Here is a 16709-nt window from a genome sequence, read left to right as displayed (position 1 = left end):
TGCATCCATCACGAAGCCGGCGCGACCGGGACGGCGGCCCGGATCAGCGCCTTCGCATCCTCGCTGTCCCATACGGCCGGACCATTCATGGCGCCGATCATGCAACCCTTGTCGTCCATCAGAAGCGTCACCGGCAAACCGAAGGCGAGGCCTTCCTTCTTCAGCGCATTGAAGACGCCCATGGAGCTGTCGCGGTAGTAGGCAAGAGCGTGGACCCCGGTTTCGTCGAGGAAGGTTTTCGGTTTTTCGTCCGAGCCGGTGTCGATGTTGATGGCGACGACTTCGAAGCGGTCGCTTCCGAGCTCCTTCTGCAAGGCATTCAAAGCCGGCATTTCTTCACGGCATGGCACACACCAGGTCGCCCAGAGATTGACGAGCAATGTCTTGCCGGAAAAGTCGGCGATCGTGCGTGGCTTGCCGTCCGGTCCGTTGAAGGCAAGCGCCGGTAGCGGTCGCGGCTGATCCGCAGCCATCATGGCGGCAACCTGTCCCTTCAGGAACGGCGTCAGTCCCGCCGCCTTACCCTTTGCCGCTTCGCACTGGCCGCCGGCCCCGGCCACGGCACCGCCGCCATTGCCAGACTGGCTCTCCATCACGTATACCGCTGCCGCACCGGCAAGAATGCCGGCAAGCGCGGCCACTGCGATCAGCTTGGAGGCCGGGCGGCCTGGCTTCTTCTCGACTGTCATTTCATTCTCCAGGATAGGCAATCCCATGGCTGACGCAAAATCTGAGACCCAATCTTCGAACCAGATGTGGGGCGGCCGTTTCGCATCGGGCCCGGACGCGATCATGGAGGAGATAAACGCCTCCATCGGCTTCGACAAGAAGCTCTATGCCCAAGACATCCGCGGCTCGATCGCGCACGCGACCATGCTGGCCCATCAAGGCATCATTTCTGCCGAAGACAAGGACAAGATTGTCGCAGGGCTGGAAACGGTGCTGAAGGAGATCGAAAGCGGTACCTTCGAATTCTCCCGCAAGCTCGAGGACATCCACATGAACGTGGAGGCCCGGCTTGCCACCCTGATCGGCCCGGCCGCAGGCCGCCTGCACACCGCGCGCTCGCGCAACGATCAGGTGGCGCTCGATTTCCGTCTCTGGGTGAAGGAAGAGCTGCAAAAAACAGAGAAGATGCTCAGTGCGCTGATCGCCGCCTTCCTCGATCGCGCCGAGGAGCATGCCGATACCGTCATGCCCGGCTTTACCCACCTGCAGACGGCCCAGCCGGTCACCTTCGGGCATCATTGCATGGCCTATGTCGAGATGTTCGGCCGTGACCGCCAGCGCGTTCGCCACGCGATCGAGCACATGGACGAAAGCCCGATCGGCGCCGCCGCTCTTGCCGGCACCGGCTTCCCGATCGACCGCCACATGACCGCCAAGGCACTGGGCTTCCGCGAGCCGACCCGCAATTCGATCGACACGGTTTCCGACCGCGACTTCGCGCTGGAGTTCCTGTCGATCGCAGCGATCGCCGCCACGCACCTATCGCGGCTGGCGGAAGAAATCGTCATCTGGTCGACGCCACAATTCGGCTTCATCCGGTTGTCTGATGCCTTCTCGACCGGTTCCTCGATCATGCCGCAGAAGAAGAACCCGGATGCCGCCGAGCTGGTGCGCGCCAAGACCGGTCGCATCAACGGCTCGCTTGTTGCGCTCCTCACCGTAATGAAGGGGTTGCCGCTCGCCTATTCCAAGGACATGCAGGAAGACAAGGAGCAGGTGTTCGACGCCGCCGAGAGCCTGGAGTTGGCGATTGCCGCAATGACCGGCATGGTGCGCGACATGACTGTTCGTACCGATCGAATGAAGGCAGCGGCCGGTTCCGGTTATTCAACTGCAACCGATCTTGCCGACTGGCTGGTGCGCGAAGCCGGCCTTCCCTTCCGCGACGCCCATCACGTCACCGGCCGTGCCGTTGCACTCGCCGAGCAGAAGGGCTGCGAGCTGGCCGAACTGCCGCTCGCCGACCTGCAGGCAATCAATCCTGCCATTACCGACAAGGTCTATGACGTGCTGACCGTGGAAGCATCGGTCGCAAGCCGCACTTCCTTCGGCGGCACCGCACCGTCCAACGTGCGCCAGCAGATCGTGTGGTGGCGGTCACGCAACTGACGGTCGACCGATCAATCCCCTTGCATGAATCATCAGAAGAATCGGGGTGCACAAACAGGCCCCGCTTCTGCTAAGTGTTTCACAACCATCGATCGCTTTCGGAGCCGCGAACCCGCATGACACTGAAGACCACTGCCAGGCTGGCCCTCGTCCTTGTTCTTTCGGCGACGGTGATCGCGGCCTGCGGTCGCAAGGGCGACCTTGATCCTCCGGGAGCTGCACCTGCATCGAAGGCGAGTGCGGGCAAGGATACAAAGAAACAGGTCGTCGAGGACAAGCCCTTTATTCTCGATGCCCTCCTCTGACGGATAAGACACGTGAACCACTTCGAATATCGTGACGGCGTTCTCTTCGCCGAGGATGTACCCGTTCCCGAGATCGCCAAGGCGGTCGGCACGCCCTTCTATTGCTATTCGACAGCAACGCTCGAGCGTCACTTCAAGGTCTTTTCCAAGGCGTTCGACGGCATCGATGCGCTCGTCTGCTATGCGATGAAAGCGAACTCGAACCAGGCCGTGCTGAAAACGCTCGCGCGGCTCGGTGCGGGTGTGGACGTCGTTTCCGAAGGTGAATTGCGACGCGCGCTTGCTGCCGGCATCCCGGCTTCGCGCATCATGTTCTCCGGCGTTGGCAAGACGGTCCGCGAAATGGACCTCGGCCTCGAGGCGGGGATCTATTGCTTCAACGTCGAATCCGAGCCGGAGCTCGAAGTTTTGAATACTCGCGCCGTCAAGGCAGGCAAGCAGGCGCACGTCTCGTTCCGCATCAATCCGGACGTCGACGCACGCACGCACGCCAAGATCTCGACGGGCAAGAAGGAGAACAAGTTCGGCATCTCCTGGGAGCGCGCACGCGCTGTCTATGCCCATGCGGCGAAGCTGCCGGGTATCAAGGTGACCGGCATCGATATGCACATCGGCAGCCAGATCACCGAACTGCAGCCCTTCGAGGATGCCTTTCGTCTGCTGCGCGAACTGGTGCACACGCTGCGCGCCGATGGCCACACGATCGATCACGTCGATGTCGGCGGCGGTCTTGGCATTCCGTACAAGAGCGACAACTCCCCGCCGCCGCTGCCGGACGCCTATGCGGAGATCGTCAAGAAAGAACTCAAGGGTCTCGATTGCAAGATCGTCACCGAGCCCGGTCGTCTGATCGTCGGCAATGCCGGCATCCTGGTCACTGAAGTTATCTATGTGAAGGACGGCGGAGAGAAGACCTTCGTCATCGTCGATGCGGCCATGAACGACCTGATCCGCCCGACGCTCTACGAGGCTTGGCACGAGATCAGACCCGTGGTGATTTCGGCGGCAAATGCCCCGCGCATCCGCGCCGACGTCGTGGGTCCCGTCTGCGAGACCGGCGACTATCTGGCTTTGGACCGCGAGATGGCGATGCCCAAGCCCGGCGACCTGATCGCGGTCGGATCGGCTGGCGCTTATGGGGCTGTGCAGGCCGGAACCTACAATTCCCGCCTGCTGGTGCCGGAGGTCCTGGTCAAGGGAGACCGCTTCCACGTCGTTCGCCCTCGTCTCACCTACGAAGACCTGATCGGCCTCGACTCCGTACCCGGCTGGCTGGCCTGAGCGGACCCTGAGCGGCCTTACAGACGCGACGACGGCGCGGGAAAACGATCACGTTTTCGAGCGCGCCCTCGCCTTGGCCACAAAGGATGCTATCCTCTTCGCGACGCTGGCGCCCGAACGGGCCTGCAGGCATGCGAGGACTGATGCACGAAGACGCGAATTACGCCTCCGGCAGGGAACATGGCGACAATCTCGCCGCGCGGCTGAACCGCAAGCGTGTTCTGGCGCGCGCAGTTCTCTTCACCGAAAGCATTCTCCCGAAACTACTGCCCCTAATCCTGCTCGTGGCGAGTTTGCTCGCGCTGACATGGTTTGGCTATTTCCGACATGCGCCCGCATGGCTGCACGTCGCCACCCTTGCCGCTTTCGGGATCGGGCTTGTCTTGCTCGTGGCTCGGCTCAGGCATTCCGTTTGGCCGCAGGTCGACCGGGCCGACCGTATGCTGGAAGAACGAAACGACCTCGTTCATCAAGCAATACGGGTTCAAGCCGACCGCCCGGTCCGCGGCGGGCCGGTGGCCGATGCACTCTGGCGTGAGCACCAGGCACGCATGGCCCGCATGATCGGCGCTCTTCAGACCGGCTTTCCGCGCCCCGATATCGCCCGCCACGACCGCTACGGCCTTCGCGCCATACCGATGCTTCTCCTGGCTGTCGCCTTTGCCTTTTCCTATTCCAATCGGGCCGGACTTCTGTCCGATATCGTAACGGTCAGACAGCCGTCGGCGGATAAGCCCGACATTCGCATCGATGCGTGGGTGACGCCGCCCGCCCATACCGGTCGCGCGCCGATCTTCCTGACCGGCACCACCGAGGTGAACAACGATCCGCAGCGCATTCCCCAGTTCAGCGAACTGACGGTGCGCATTACCGGCGGTAGCGGCGATGACAGCGTTTCCTACAAGCCTGAGGGCGAGGAAGCCGTGGCGATTCGGCCCAAGGAGGCCGGGCAGCCGTCGGACAAAGTAGCCACCGATGCCATTCAGGAAGCACCGCCAGAAACGAGCCTGCCCAAGACGCTGCACTTCAAGATCGTCAAGGACGGGACATTGACGCTTGACGGGCGCCAGTGGACCTTCAACATCATCCCGGATCGCGTGCCCGAGATCGCCTTCAACGGCCTGCCGCGAAAGACCGCAGCTTCCGCGCTGGAAGTCAGCTTCATCGCCAAGGACGACTACGGCATCCAGGACGCGCATGCCGAGATCATTCCGGTTGAGCCGCCCGCCAAGGACGCACGGCCGCTCTATCCGCTGCCGGACTATCGTCTTGACCTGCCGCGACGGAACGCCCGTGACGCAAAGGGCACGACAAGCCGCAATCTCACCGAGCACCCGCTGGCTGGAAAGCGGGTACGAATAACCCTGGTCGCTCGCGATGCCGCCGGGCAGGAAGGGCGCAGCCAGCCGCAGGAAATGATCCTGCCGGCGAAGGTCTTCTTTGAGCCGCTTGCCGCAGCGGTCGCCGAGCAACGGCAGACGTTTGCGCTTGATGCCAATCAGTTGCCGCGCGCAATCACGCTCAGCGAAGCGCTGATGCTGCGGCCGGAGGAGACGATCCCCAACCTCACACATTTCCTGCTGATCAAGTCGGCTCAGGAGCGCATGAAGCTCGCCCGCAACGACGATCAGTTGCGCGAGACGGCGGACTATTTGTGGGAGATCGCTCTTGGCATCGAGGACGGCAATCTCTCGCTCGCCGACCGACGCCTGCGCGAGGCACAGCAGGCCCTGTCCGACGCACTTGAGCGCAATGCACCCGACGAGGAAATCGCCAAGCTGATGCAGGAACTGCGCGAAGCCATGCAGGCCTACATGCAGGAACTGGCGCGCCAGGCCGAAAAGAACGGCCAGATGCAGCAGCATGCGCAGCAAGGCCAGATCCTGCGTCAGCAGGACCTGGAACGGATGATGGACCAGATCGAGAATCTGGCCCGCTCAGGCGCAAAGGACCAGGCCCGGCAGCTTCTTGCCGAAATGCAACGCATGCTGAACAACCTGCAGGCGGGCCGACCGCAACAGCAGCAACAGGGCCAGCAGTCAGACGCGATGCGCCAGCAGATGGACAAGCTCGGCAGGCTGATGCAGGACCAGCAGAAACTGATGGACCAGACCTTCAACTTCGATCAAGCGCTGCAGGAACGCCTGCAGCAATTCGGCGAGCCCTTGCCGGGCGAAGATGAGCTATTCGATCAACCAGGCGACCAGGGCAACGAACAACAGCCCGGCAACTCCCCGACTGACAAGATGACCGCGGAAGAACTGCGCCAGGCCCTGAAGGACCTGAAGGCCGAGCAGGATGCGCTTGGCAAACAGCTTGGCGAGTTGCAGAAAAGCCTCAAGGAAATGGGCATCGATCCCGGCAAGGGCTTTGGCGAGGCTGGTCGCGAGATGAAAGGCGCCTCCGAATCCCTTGGCAAGGGGGAAGGCGAACCTGCCGTCGGAAGCCAGGGCCGGGCGCTTGAAGCGCTGCGCCAGGGGGCGCAGGACATGATGAGCCAAATGCAGGCCATGTCGCCGGGGGGACCGGGTGAGGGTCAGCCGCAGATGAACCAGGCCGGCCGTGATCCACTTGGGCGGGAACGTCCGGACAGCGCACAAGGTCCGGACTATGACGGCCGTACCCGCGTACCCGAGGAGATCGATATCCAGCGGGCGCGCGAGATCCTGGATGAAATCCGCCGCCGCCTCGGAACCGGCAATGCGCCGGTGATGGAGCGCAATTATCTCGAGCGCCTGCTGGGCATCAATTGATGTTCAATGCGCTCGACCGGATCAAGGGCGGGGATAAGCACTACCCCGCCGCCTTTCTTCAAGCCGCCAGAGCGCGGGCGACGGCAGTGCGGATGTCCGGCAGACTGAAGGGCTTTGCGACGACGTCGATGATTTTCTCGGCGAGATCTTCCGCGCGTTCGCGCTGCTCGGCATAGCCGGTCATCAGCAGAATCTTAAGGTTCGGATGGGCGTCAGCTGCCTTGTGGGCAAGTTCGATTCCGTCCATCACCGGCATGCGGATATCCGACAAAAGCAGGTCGAATCCGCCTTCCGACAAGGTCTCGAGCCCTTGCGCACCGTCGGCGGCCTCCACCGTGTCGTGCCCATCGAGCCGCAGTGCCCGCGCAACGAAAATGCGAAGCGAATCCTCGTCTTCGGTGATTAGAATTCTCGCCATGGTGTCCTCTTCGAGCCGCCTTGCGGCTTTGTCCGTGGGGCACCGGATCGCGCCACCCGTTGCCATTGTCGAAGCTCAGACATGACCAGAGTTTCGTTTGCGATCGGTAAACGGCGAAGAGGGAAATGCGACGTGCCTACTCGGCGTCACCTGTAACGACACCGACGAAAGGCAGTTCACGGAAGGCGTAAGCCGCATCCATCCCATAGCCGACGACGAAGTGATCCGGGCACTCGAAGCCGACATAGTCGGCCTCCAGATCCATTTCACGCTTCACGCTCTTGTCGAGCAGAACAGCGATCGTGACGTGGCGCGCTCCGCGTTCAAGCAACAGTTCCTTGGCGAAGTGCAGCGTGCGGCCAGATTCGAGAATATCGTCGATCAGCAAGATGTCCCGGCCATGCACATCGCTGTCGATATCCTTGACGATCTTCACGCCCTGCGACTTTGTGCCCTTGCCATAGCTGGATAGCGTCACAAACTCGACCTCCGGTGCAAGGCCCGTGGCATGCATCGCACGAATCAGATCAGCCGCGAAGATGAAGGAACCCTTCAGGATCGAGATGACGAGAAGATCGTGGGTCGGACCGGCCTTGATTGCGGCGGCCATCTCGGCATTGCGCCTGGCAATCTGCTCAGCGCTGTAAAGTGTTTCGATCTTCTTTCCGCGCACTACCTGCATTGCGACCTGCTCCATGCCGTCTGGTTCCACTACGCCGCACATGGACCCGACATCCTTCCGGGTTTCAGGGCCATGCATGAGCGATGCTATGCCGCATCCGACTGCCGCATAGCATACTCATCGCGTAGACGCACCCGCCGGCTCCAGAGATATGGCGATTTTCGGTAGATTTGAGCCGCCGTGGGGAAGCCTCAACGAAAAGGCATCCTTCGCGCCGGGCAGGAGGCTACCCCCTTGCGGCTCGATTCGATGCCGCGCGATGGATTTGCCGCCCGCAAGGACGTCGACGACGATCGTCGGCATTTCCCGGGTATGGGTGGACCGGTTTTGTATCGTACCGTAGACCGAGAGCACCTTCATGCCATCACGATCGTCGAGAGAAGAGGTGACGCCTGCGATTTCGACCGCGCTGGTTGGCTCAGCACCTACGAGGACCGTTGCCAAGGCCGAAAGGCCGCCGGCGAAGAAGAACATGGCGACGAAGCAGCCGGCGACAACGGCCCCGAAGGCGCGTGGCGGCAGAAGCTGGAGAAGCCGTTCCGCAGAGCGCATGATCCAGATAAGGCCTCTGGCGATCAAGCGGCCGGCTTGCGAAGCGAATACAGCCTGCCGTGACCGGGTACGGCGATGGTTGTCATTGTAAGCGGTGCCATGCGCCGCTGGCCCATCGGCAAGCACAACGAAATGAGCGTCTACAATCTCATATTTCGGTCTGGCAGGGGCAAAATTGCGCTTGCGGACGCCCGGTTCCGGCGGCAGCAAGTCGATCGTGGCGCTCCTTTCGCGTCTCGCGCCGAATGCGCTCATGGCGGTTCTCCTTGTCGTTGCTTCACGCAGAGAGATTCACCCGCAAAAAGTCGGGCATTGAACCGAATCCTTACGAAACGTAAACCATACTGGTTAATGCTTCGGAAATCGGCCTTGGATGGGCCTTGATTCCGTGCGATCCGCGGGCAGCGAAACCGCGCAACGTGGCAGCCAATGACGAGAACCGGATAACCCCTTTGATACATTTCGAGAATGTCGGTCTGCGCTACGGGATGGGTCCGGAAATCCTCCGTGATCTCACCTTCGACATTCCGCGCCGATCCTTCCAGTTCCTCACCGGCCCCTCCGGCGCCGGAAAGACGACGCTGTTACGCCTTCTGTTTCTGTCGCTGCAACCTACGCGCGGGCTCGTGCGGACATTCGATCGCGACATCGCCACGATCCCGCGCGACGAATTGCCGATGCTGCGACGCCGGATCGGCATCGTCTTCCAGGATTTCCGGCTGCTCGACCATCTGACGACCTACGAGAACGTCGCCCTTCCGCTCAGGGTTCGCGGCAAGGAAGAGTCCTCCTATCGAGCCGACGTGCTGGAACTTCTGAAATGGGTGGGGCTCGGAGAACGCATTAACGTACTCCCCCCTGTCCTGTCGGGCGGGGAGAAGCAGCGCGCTGCAATCGCACGCGCGCTCATTGATCGCCCCGAGTTGCTTTTGGCGGACGAGCCGACCGGCAACGTCGATCCACCGATGGCACGACGGCTACTCAGCCTGTTCCTCGAACTGAACCGACTCGGTACGGCGGTTGTAATCGCCACCCACGACCTATCGCTAATGGATCAGGTCGAGGCGCGGCGCATGATCCTCTCGCAAGGGCGGCTCGACATCTATGAGTGAGGCTACCGGACCCAATCGGGCGCAGGAGCGCGCTCCCGAGAAACGGCCGCCGATGCGTGTGCGGCCCACCGCCCCGATCGTGCCGCCCGCAAACGTCTCCGGCAATGCGCTTATGTGCGTCATCGCCATCATGGCGTTCCTGGCCTGCCTGACCTATGGCGCCGTCAGCATGGTGCGAGCGACGGCGGCGAGCTGGCAAAGCCAGATTTCGCGCGAGATCACCATCCAGATCAAGCCGGACGACAAGTTGGACATGGAAGCGGCGTTGCGTGATGCGCGCGACCTTGCCCTGACATTCTCCGGCACGAAGGATGGACAGATCGTCGATCGCGCGGCGACAGCAAGGCTGCTCGAGCCCTGGCTCGGGGAAGGGCTGGACCTCAACGAACTGCCGGTGCCGCGTCTTGTCATCATCACGATCGACGAGCGCAATCCGCCCGATTTCACCGCCATGCGGCAAGCGCTGACAGAAACGATCCCGCAGGCCTTCCTCGACGATCACCGTACCTGGGTGAACCGCCTGGTCGCCATGGCGGAGACGACCGCCTGGATCGGCACGGGCGTCCTGATCCTCGTCTTTACGGCGATGGTGCTGACGGTCATCTTCGCGACGCGCGGCGCTCTCTCCGGCAATCGCCATATCATCGAGGTGCTGCATTTCGTCGGCGCGGAAGCGGGTTTCGTGGCGTCCGAGTTCCAGAAGCATTTTCTCAAGATAAGCCTCAAGGGCTCGTTTGCAGGAGGGGCGCTGGCAGCTCTCGTCTTCGCCATAGCCGGCTACTGGCAGAGCAATTCGCTCGCGACCCCCGAGAGCGACCAGGCAACCGCGTTGTTCGGCGCTTTTTCGGTCGGCCTCGGCGGCTATCTGGGCATCGGCGCAACGATGATCGTCATTGCCCTTCTGACGACGCTGACGGCGCGCTTTACAGTAATGCGCACGATTTTCGAGATCGACCGCATCCGTTCCGACCCCGCACGGACCGATGGTCTGCCGAACACTTGAAATAGCACGCCGTGCCAATGTGCCGCAGCGGACTCGTCCTTGCCGCAATCGCGCGCTATGAGAGAGAATCATGGTCGCAATGGACGAGTCGAGAAACGCGATGATGGAGGACCGGAAACCACCAGCGAGACGCTGGCGGATCCGCCCCATTCGTCGCTTCGTGCGCCTGTTCCTCGTTCTGTTGCTGATCTTCTGCGGCCTACTGGTCAGCGGTTTCCTCTATTTCGCCGAGACCGTCGCCTCCATGGAAACACCGCGCCGTCCGCAGGCCGATGCGATCGTCGTTCTGACGGGAGGCTTCCAGCGGATCGACCAGGCGATCGATCTTCTGAAGCAGGGTGCGGGAAGACGTCTTCTGATCTCCGGCGTCAATCCGGCAACCAGCGGCAACCAGATCCGCAGGTTCACCCAAAGTTCGTCGACGCTCTTCGAGTGCTGCGTCGACATCGGCTATGACGCGATGGACACGATTGGCAACGCCAACGAGACGGCGCAGTGGATTAGCGACCACGGGTACAGCAAGGTTCTGGTTGTCACCAACAACTACCACATGCCGCGCAGCCTGCTCGAACTGCGGCGCAGCGATAAACAAACCGAGTTCCTGTCCTACCCGGTCATCAATTCCGATCTGAAGAACGGAAACTGGCTGGGTCAACCGATGGTGATGAAGGCGATCCTGTCTGAATACTTCAAATATTCCGCCGCGGTGCTGCGGGATATCGTCGGTGCTGGGACCGCGAGCGGGCTGCGCCGCGACGAGCCGGCGCATGCCTCATTGATGTGATCAACACGCGTCGGACGCAAAGCCCAACAGAGCACAGCCCGACCGGGCAGCCATCACTCGCCGAGGAGGGTTTGAATGCGCTCATAGAGCTCGCGGGGTACCCTGACACCCTCATTCGAAGTTCGCTGTCGTGCGCGATACCGCCTTTCAGACGGAAGCCTCGCCCCTTGATCTGTAATTGCAGCAAAGAGCGCCTCTGCCGCCTGGTCGTTCTCGGTGCTCTCCCCTCCCAGCAGAACTGGATTGAACGCAATGACAAGCTCGCCGTGACATGGCGCTGCCTTCGCGTTGGCATCGAAGGACATCGACTGCATGCTTGTCATCCCTCCGATAAGCGGTCCCGCCAGCAATTCCACCATCGTGGAGAGGGCCGAGCCCTTATGCCCTCCGAATGTCAGCATCGCCCCGGACAGTACAGCCTTCGCATCGGTGGTAGGCTGGCCCTCGGAATCAACTCCCCAGCCCAAGGGGATCGGCTTGTTCTCCCTTCCATGAAGGGCGATCTCTGCACGTGCGGCGGCGCTTGTCGCGAAATCAAAGACATAAGGCCGGCGTTCCTTGCGAGGCCAACCAAACGCAATTGGGTTGGTTCCAAGGACCGGCGTGGAGCCGCCTGCGGGAGCGACCCAGCTGTGGCTCGGGTTCATGATCAGTGCCGCGAGGCCATGCGCGGTGATAGCTTCGACCTCTGGCCAGAGGGCCGTCGAATGGAAACAGTTATTGATTGCCAGAATGGATATGCCCAGGGTCCTGGCCTTGGACACCAGTGATTCCAGCCCGCGCTCGAACGCAAGCAACGAGTAGCCAAAGTCGGCATCAATCGTCGTCACCGCAGCCGAGATGTCTTGAGGCCGAGGATCCGCGTCCTTGTTGAACCTGGGGTGGCCCATCGTGTCGAGGCAGCCGGGCAGCCGCTGTAGACCGTGTGACCTGCAGTCATCTCGTTCGGCCGAGGCGATCGCGCGCGCCAGCGGTTGCGCCTGGGCATTGGACAGCCCATGCAGGGTCAACACTTTCATGGAGAGGTCGAAAACCTCGTCTACCGAGAGGACAACCTCGTCGCGCACGTCCTTCAAATTCAAGCCAAAGCCTCCTGTGACAGAGTGGGATCCATGGCAATGCGGTCAACGCATTGATTTTTCTTTGTATACTTAACGTATACATTATTGATGGAATTTTACAAACCGGTAACTGGTTGACCCAAGCATGGCAGCTACACGCAGAAACGGAGGGGACCGGCACGCCAACCACCCAGGCTGAAATGTCCAGCTAGAACGGTTTCGATCGGCAAACTTCCTGCCGATCCTGAGGCTGTTCGACCGCAAGCCGGTTTCCGACGCCGGAAATATCGTGTAGGCAGGCTCACCTTTTTACTGCGCGGCGCGCCCAGCTGGGGCGCGCGAGGAGAGCCGTCGCTTCATGATCGTCCTGCGTTCAATCCTGTTCAACCTGGCTTTCTATTTCAATCTGATCGCGCAGATGATCGTGCTGTCGCCCGCCTACTTCTTGCTGCCGCGCAAGAAAGCCATGATGGTGCCAAAGAACTGGGCCCGCAGCAATCACTGGCTGTTTGACAAGATCGTGGGAACCTCTTTCGAGATCGAGGGCCTGGAGAACATCCCCAAAGGGCAAGGCTACATCTTCGCGCCGAAACACCAGTCGCTCTGGGACACCTACGCGCTGCTTCCCTGGCAGGACGACCCCTTCTACATCCTCAAGCGCGAGCTGACCTGGATCCCGCTCTTCGGCTGGTACATCCTGAAACAGCGGATGGTGCCGGTCGACCGAGGCGCGCGTGGCAGGGTCATGGCGGCAGTGATGGAGCGTGCGAAAGCCGAGATGAAGTCTGGCCGCCAGCTGATTATCTATCCCGAGGGCACCCGTCGTCCACCGGGCGCTCCACCGGACTACAAGTACGGTATCGCCCGGCTCTACCGCGACCTGCAGGTCCCAGTCCTACCGGTCGTAATGCACCCCGGCCTGTTCTGGCCGCGCCGCAAGTTCCTTCGCTTCCCCGGTCACTTCAAAGTGCAAATCCTGCCACCGATCCCCGCGGGCATGGATCCGGATGCGTTCCTCGCCCATCTGATCGACGTGATGGAGACCGCAAGCGACAGGTTGCTTCTCGAAACGGTCGACGCCAATCCGCACGTACCGCTACCGCCGACCGCCGCCACTCGCGTCGCCGAACTGCGTGCCCGAGGCATTTGAAACGGTGTCGTCAGCCGCCGTTTGCGAGACGCTCAACCGTGCGGCCGACCTCTTCCAGCCAGTGATCGCGGATACCCATCTCCCGTAGGTGGGCAAGCGTATTGGCAACATATTCGACGTTCGGTCCGGACTTTCCCTTCGCTGTGCTGACGACGGCAGCGGCCTCCTCGACCGAAAGGGCGCCAGCGTATTGGTGATGCGCGCGGTCGATCACATAGGCAAGGGCCTCAGTACGAACCCCGCCGTCAAGGGTGACGGGCAGCGTACGTTCCTTGTAAACATGCGTGACGAGCTCGCGTTCGCGCAGATAGTCAATGACTGCATTCCGGCGCTCCGGCGCCACCCGAAACGCCCTACCCCGGCAGGATCCTCCGCGGTCGAGGCCCAGCACCAAGCCGGGGTTCTCCTGCGTACCCCGATGCACCCAGGAACGGACGCAAAGCGCGCGGCGGAAACCATGGACGTGTGCGGGCCGGCTCTCCTCGACCTCGAAGCCCGGATTCCACATAAGCGAACCATAGCCGAAGACCCAAAATTCGTTCCTGTCCACTGTACGTTTCCGTGACTACCTGAATGCCGCCGCAATTGACCGCTCATTGCCGTGCTCTGACAATCTAGGCAAATCAATTTTCTTCCGTCAAAACGGAGAACATGATGACATCGACAAACAGCGCAACGTCAAGCGGCAGCGCGCGCAAGTTCTGGCTCCTTGGCCTCGGCATCGTAGTGTTTGTGGCAGCATACACGGGAGCATGGTTCTTCGGCGCGGATCGGCTGAAGGGCCTCGTGCGCGACCGGCTTTCAAGCACTTCCACTTCGGTGTCCTGCACTGCGCTCGAGGTGAAGGGATACCCCTTCCGGATCGGCCTCTTCTGCGATGCGGTCGCAATCGACGACGAGCGCACGGGGACATCGGCAAGCTTCGGCGCGCTGCGCTCGGCAGCCCAGGTCTACAACCCCGGCCATGCCGTTGTTGAACTCGACGGCCCCGCGCTGATCCGTGTTTCGCCGGACAAAGTGCTGACAGCCGACTGGAACCTCCTGCATGCCAGCGGCGTCGCAGGCATGGGCGGCTTGGACCGCGCATCAATCGCCTACGACGCCCTGAAGGGCAGTTTCACCGCCGGCATGCGCGATGTGAACCTCGGCTTTGCAGCCAGTCATGGCGAGATCCATACCCGCACAAACGGCACCGCGCTGGATGTCGCCATGTCGATCAACGGCCTGGAACTGACCATTCCCGGCACCCAGGTTCCCGCGATCGATGTTGCACTCCACGCCGCGGTCGCCGATGGCGCGAATTGGCTGAAGGAAGGCCCCCCAAAGGACCTTCCACGCGGCACGAAGGGTGATCTGCGCAGTTTCAGCGTCAATTTCGCCGATGGCAACAGCGTCTCGCTCTCCGGCCCGTATGAGATCGACAACGAAGGCCTTCTGTCCGGCAAGTTCGAACTGGAATTTAAGGGTATAGACTCGGTTCGCGACATCGTCTCGAAGGCGTTTCCGGAGATCGCTGAGACCGCCAACAGCGTGACAGAGACGGTACGGACGCTTTCCGGCGGAGACAGCAACGCCCGCGTCAAGTTGCTTGTACAGGATGGTGTCGTTTACCTCGGTATCATTCCAATCGCCAACATCGGAGCGCTCTGACGCTTTCAGGTTGGCGCTATGGGACCGCTACTTCTCCGGCGAGGTGACCGGCCGACCGAAGTTCGCCGCCGCCGTATCCTGTCCCGCATCGATGATCGAACGGCGGATCGCGCGAGTGCGGGTGAAGAGGTCGAACAGCTTCTCGCCGTCACCCCAGCGGATCGCGCGCTGCAGATAGGCGAGATCTTCCGAAAAGCGGGCAAGCATTTCGAGGATCGCGTCCTTGTTGTGCAGGCAGACGTCGCGCCACATGGTCGGGTCGGACGCTGCAAGGCGCGTGAAGTCGCGGAAACCCGAGGCCGAATACTTGATGACTTCCGATTCCGTCACCGTCTCCAGATCGTCGGCCGTGCCGACGATATTGTAGGCGATGATGTGCGGCAGGTGCGAGACGATCGCCAGCACCTTGTCGTGGTGCTCGGTGTCCATTTCATCCACCTTGGAGCCGAGCGTCTCCCAAAAGGTCGCAAGCTTCTTCTTGGCCACCTTGTCGGTGCCGTGGACAGGCGTGAGAATGCACCAGCGCCCACGAAATAGCTCGGCGAAACCGGCATCGGGACCCGAATGTTCGGTGCCGGCGAGCGGATGGCCGGGAATGAAATGGACGCCCTTCGGGATGTGCGGCAGCATCTGCGCCACCACAGAGCCCTTGGTCGAGCCGACATCGGTGACGATCGCGCCCTGCTTCAGGTTCGGCGCAATCTCCTGGGCAACACTGCCGGAGGCGCCAACCGGCACCGATACGATGACCAGATCGGCGTTACACACGGCTTCGGCAGCATCGAGATAGTAGTCCGTGCCGAGTTCCAGTTCACGCGCCCGCTGCAGCGTCTCCGCGCTGCGGGTGGCAATGGCGACCGTACCCGCGATGTCCTTTTCCTTGACCGCGCGCGCGATCGACGAGCCGATAAGGCCGATACCGATCAGTGCGATCTTGTCAAACTGTTGCTCCGACATGCTGCCGCCTCTTTGCGCAAGGACGCCCGCGCGCCCAAAATCCCTCGGCCGTCCGGGCATATTCGGCCGGAATGGCTGCGCCAGCCATTACCGGCGCTGTGGGCGATTGTCGAGGGGGCGCTGTTTGAACGCCTCGCGCGTGGTCGGCACGCCGGAGGGTGCCAATACGGGCACAAAGACGCGGCGCGATGCGCGTACAGCCACCGGAAGCCCCTGGTAAAGACGCTTCTGCGCCTCGACGACGAGCACGCCGGAAAACATCGGCCAGAGCCAGCGGCCAAGCCGCTCGAAGGCGCTGTGAAGCTTCTGAACGGTCCTGTGCTTCGACGGCGGGAAGAACAGCGTCTCGGCGCTCGCGCCAGGCGTGAAATTGGTTTCGCGCAACAGGTGAGTGAGCTGGCCGCGCGAATAGGGTCGTCCGGAGCCGAACGGGGTGTGCTCCATGCGCGCCCAGACGCCGCGCCTGTTCGGCACGACGATGACGAGCCGTCCGCCCGGCGCAAGCACACGCCAGAGTTCCTTCATCGTCTCGCGCGGGTTTTCGGCGAACTCCAGGGAATGCACCATCAAGATCCGGTCGACGGAGGAATCGGGCAGCGGCAGTTCCTCATCGAAGACCAGAGCGGTGGCGGACGCTTCGCCGACCGGCCAGTTCACTGCCCCCTGCCCGGCCGGCATAAAGGCGAAGGTGCGTTCGGTATCCGCACGGAACCGGTCCAGATAGGGGACAGCGTACCCAAGACCTACCAGACGCTCCTCCGGCAGGCGGGCCCAGATCGAGGCGAGCGCCATCGTAATGGAATGCTCCGCGAGGTGACCCAGGGGTGAGTGGTAAAATTCGCGAAGATCGACAATATCTGCGTGCATGCGCGCGATGTTAGCG

17 protein-coding genes are annotated in these 16709 nt (G+C 61.8%); 9 read left to right on the top strand and 8 right to left on the bottom strand.

Annotated features, from left to right (window positions below):
- Positions 1-8 precede the first annotated feature (8 nt).
- Positions 9-689 carry a TlpA disulfide reductase family protein gene (locus IB238_RS20055; RefSeq protein ID WP_192251107.1) on the bottom strand — a complete coding sequence of 227 codons (681 nt, stop codon included), beginning with the start codon at positions 687-689 and terminating at the stop codon, positions 9-11.
- 25 nt (positions 690-714) lie between these two features.
- On the opposite strand from IB238_RS20055, the gene argH reads away from it, so the two are divergent.
- The 4 genes from argH to IB238_RS20035 all read left to right on the top strand — a co-directional run bounded on the left by argH (position 715) and on the right by IB238_RS20035 (position 6457).
- Complete coding sequence (gene argH / locus IB238_RS20050; protein WP_192251104.1) at positions 715-2118, top strand: argininosuccinate lyase; 1404 nt, start codon at positions 715-717, stop codon at positions 2116-2118.
- 116 nt (positions 2119-2234) lie between these two features.
- On the top strand, positions 2235-2423 hold the full coding sequence (locus IB238_RS20045; protein ID WP_192251101.1) for a lipoprotein: 189 nt from the start codon (positions 2235-2237) through the stop codon (positions 2421-2423).
- Positions 2424-2435: 12 nt separating this feature from the next.
- Positions 2436-3704 (top strand): diaminopimelate decarboxylase, encoded by a 1269-nt coding sequence (lysA, locus tag IB238_RS20040; RefSeq protein WP_192251098.1) that lies wholly within the window; start codon positions 2436-2438, stop codon positions 3702-3704.
- 143 nt (positions 3705-3847) lie between these two features.
- Positions 3848-6457, top strand: a complete 2610-nt coding sequence (locus IB238_RS20035; protein WP_192251094.1) for a TIGR02302 family protein — start codon at positions 3848-3850, stop codon at positions 6455-6457.
- A gap of 58 nt (positions 6458-6515) precedes the next feature.
- Here the strand turns inward: IB238_RS20035 and IB238_RS20030 are convergent, their stop codons facing one another.
- The 3 genes from IB238_RS20030 to IB238_RS20020 form a co-directional block, all read right to left on the bottom strand.
- Positions 6516-6875 carry a response regulator gene (locus IB238_RS20030; RefSeq protein WP_192251091.1) on the bottom strand — a complete coding sequence of 120 codons (360 nt, stop codon included), beginning with the start codon at positions 6873-6875 and terminating at the stop codon, positions 6516-6518.
- A 136-nt stretch (positions 6876-7011) separates the two neighbouring features.
- Positions 7012-7557, bottom strand: a complete 546-nt coding sequence (gene hpt / locus IB238_RS20025) for a hypoxanthine phosphoribosyltransferase (protein ID WP_192251355.1) — start codon at positions 7555-7557, stop codon at positions 7012-7014.
- 117 nt (positions 7558-7674) lie between these two features.
- The gene (locus tag IB238_RS20020) at positions 7675-8364 is read right to left on the bottom strand and encodes a hypothetical protein (protein ID WP_192251088.1); all 690 of its coding nucleotides are present in this window, start codon (positions 8362-8364) and stop codon (positions 7675-7677) included.
- Between the two features lie 197 nt (positions 8365-8561).
- Between IB238_RS20020 and ftsE the strand changes: the two genes are divergently transcribed.
- From ftsE to IB238_RS20005, 3 genes are all read left to right on the top strand, one after another.
- On the top strand, positions 8562-9221 hold the full coding sequence (gene ftsE, locus IB238_RS20015) for a cell division ATP-binding protein FtsE (protein WP_192251085.1): 660 nt from the start codon (positions 8562-8564) through the stop codon (positions 9219-9221).
- Positions 9214-10224 carry an ABC transporter permease gene (locus IB238_RS20010; RefSeq protein WP_192251082.1) on the top strand — a complete coding sequence of 337 codons (1011 nt, stop codon included), beginning with the start codon at positions 9214-9216 and terminating at the stop codon, positions 10222-10224. Before ftsE ends, IB238_RS20010 begins: the two co-directional genes overlap by 8 nt.
- A 70-nt stretch (positions 10225-10294) precedes the next feature.
- Positions 10295-11008 carry a YdcF family protein gene (locus tag IB238_RS20005; protein ID WP_246723731.1) on the top strand — a complete coding sequence of 238 codons (714 nt, stop codon included), beginning with the start codon at positions 10295-10297 and terminating at the stop codon, positions 11006-11008.
- Between the two features lie 53 nt (positions 11009-11061).
- Here the strand turns inward: IB238_RS20005 and IB238_RS20000 are convergent, their stop codons facing one another.
- Positions 11062-12075, bottom strand: coding sequence for an Ldh family oxidoreductase (locus IB238_RS20000; protein WP_192251349.1), 1014 nt, complete (start codon positions 12073-12075; stop codon positions 11062-11064).
- Positions 12076-12427: 352 nt separating this feature from the next.
- Between IB238_RS20000 and IB238_RS19995 the strand changes: the two genes are divergently transcribed.
- Entirely contained in the window at positions 12428-13219 is a 792-nt protein-coding gene (locus IB238_RS19995) for a lysophospholipid acyltransferase family protein (RefSeq protein WP_192251079.1), read from the top strand.
- Between the two features lie 10 nt (positions 13220-13229).
- Here IB238_RS19995 and IB238_RS19990 read toward each other — a convergent pair whose 3' ends face one another.
- Positions 13230-13727, bottom strand: coding sequence for a gamma-glutamylcyclotransferase (locus IB238_RS19990; RefSeq protein ID WP_192251346.1), 498 nt, complete (start codon positions 13725-13727; stop codon positions 13230-13232).
- A gap of 146 nt (positions 13728-13873) precedes the next feature.
- Here IB238_RS19990 and IB238_RS19985 point away from each other — a divergent pair, with 146 nt between their 5' ends.
- Positions 13874-14869: a DUF2125 domain-containing protein gene (locus tag IB238_RS19985; RefSeq protein ID WP_192251076.1), complete on the top strand. Its 996-nt coding sequence runs from the start codon at positions 13874-13876 to the stop codon at positions 14867-14869.
- 27 nt (positions 14870-14896) lie between these two features.
- Here IB238_RS19985 and IB238_RS19980 read toward each other — a convergent pair whose 3' ends face one another.
- Positions 14897-15826 (bottom strand): prephenate/arogenate dehydrogenase family protein, encoded by a 930-nt coding sequence (locus IB238_RS19980; RefSeq protein WP_192251073.1) that lies wholly within the window; start codon positions 15824-15826, stop codon positions 14897-14899.
- An 87-nt stretch (positions 15827-15913) separates the two neighbouring features.
- Positions 15914-16693, bottom strand: coding sequence for a class I SAM-dependent methyltransferase (locus tag IB238_RS19975; RefSeq protein WP_192251070.1), 780 nt, complete (start codon positions 16691-16693; stop codon positions 15914-15916).
- Positions 16694-16709: the final 16 nt, after the last annotated feature.

This window comes from Rhizobium sp. ARZ01, from assembly GCF_014851675.1.
In the GTDB taxonomy this organism is placed as follows: domain Bacteria; phylum Pseudomonadota; class Alphaproteobacteria; order Rhizobiales; family Rhizobiaceae; genus Mycoplana.
Note: the sequence above shows the minus strand (reverse complement) of the source record. Positions and strands in the feature narration are given on the sequence as shown.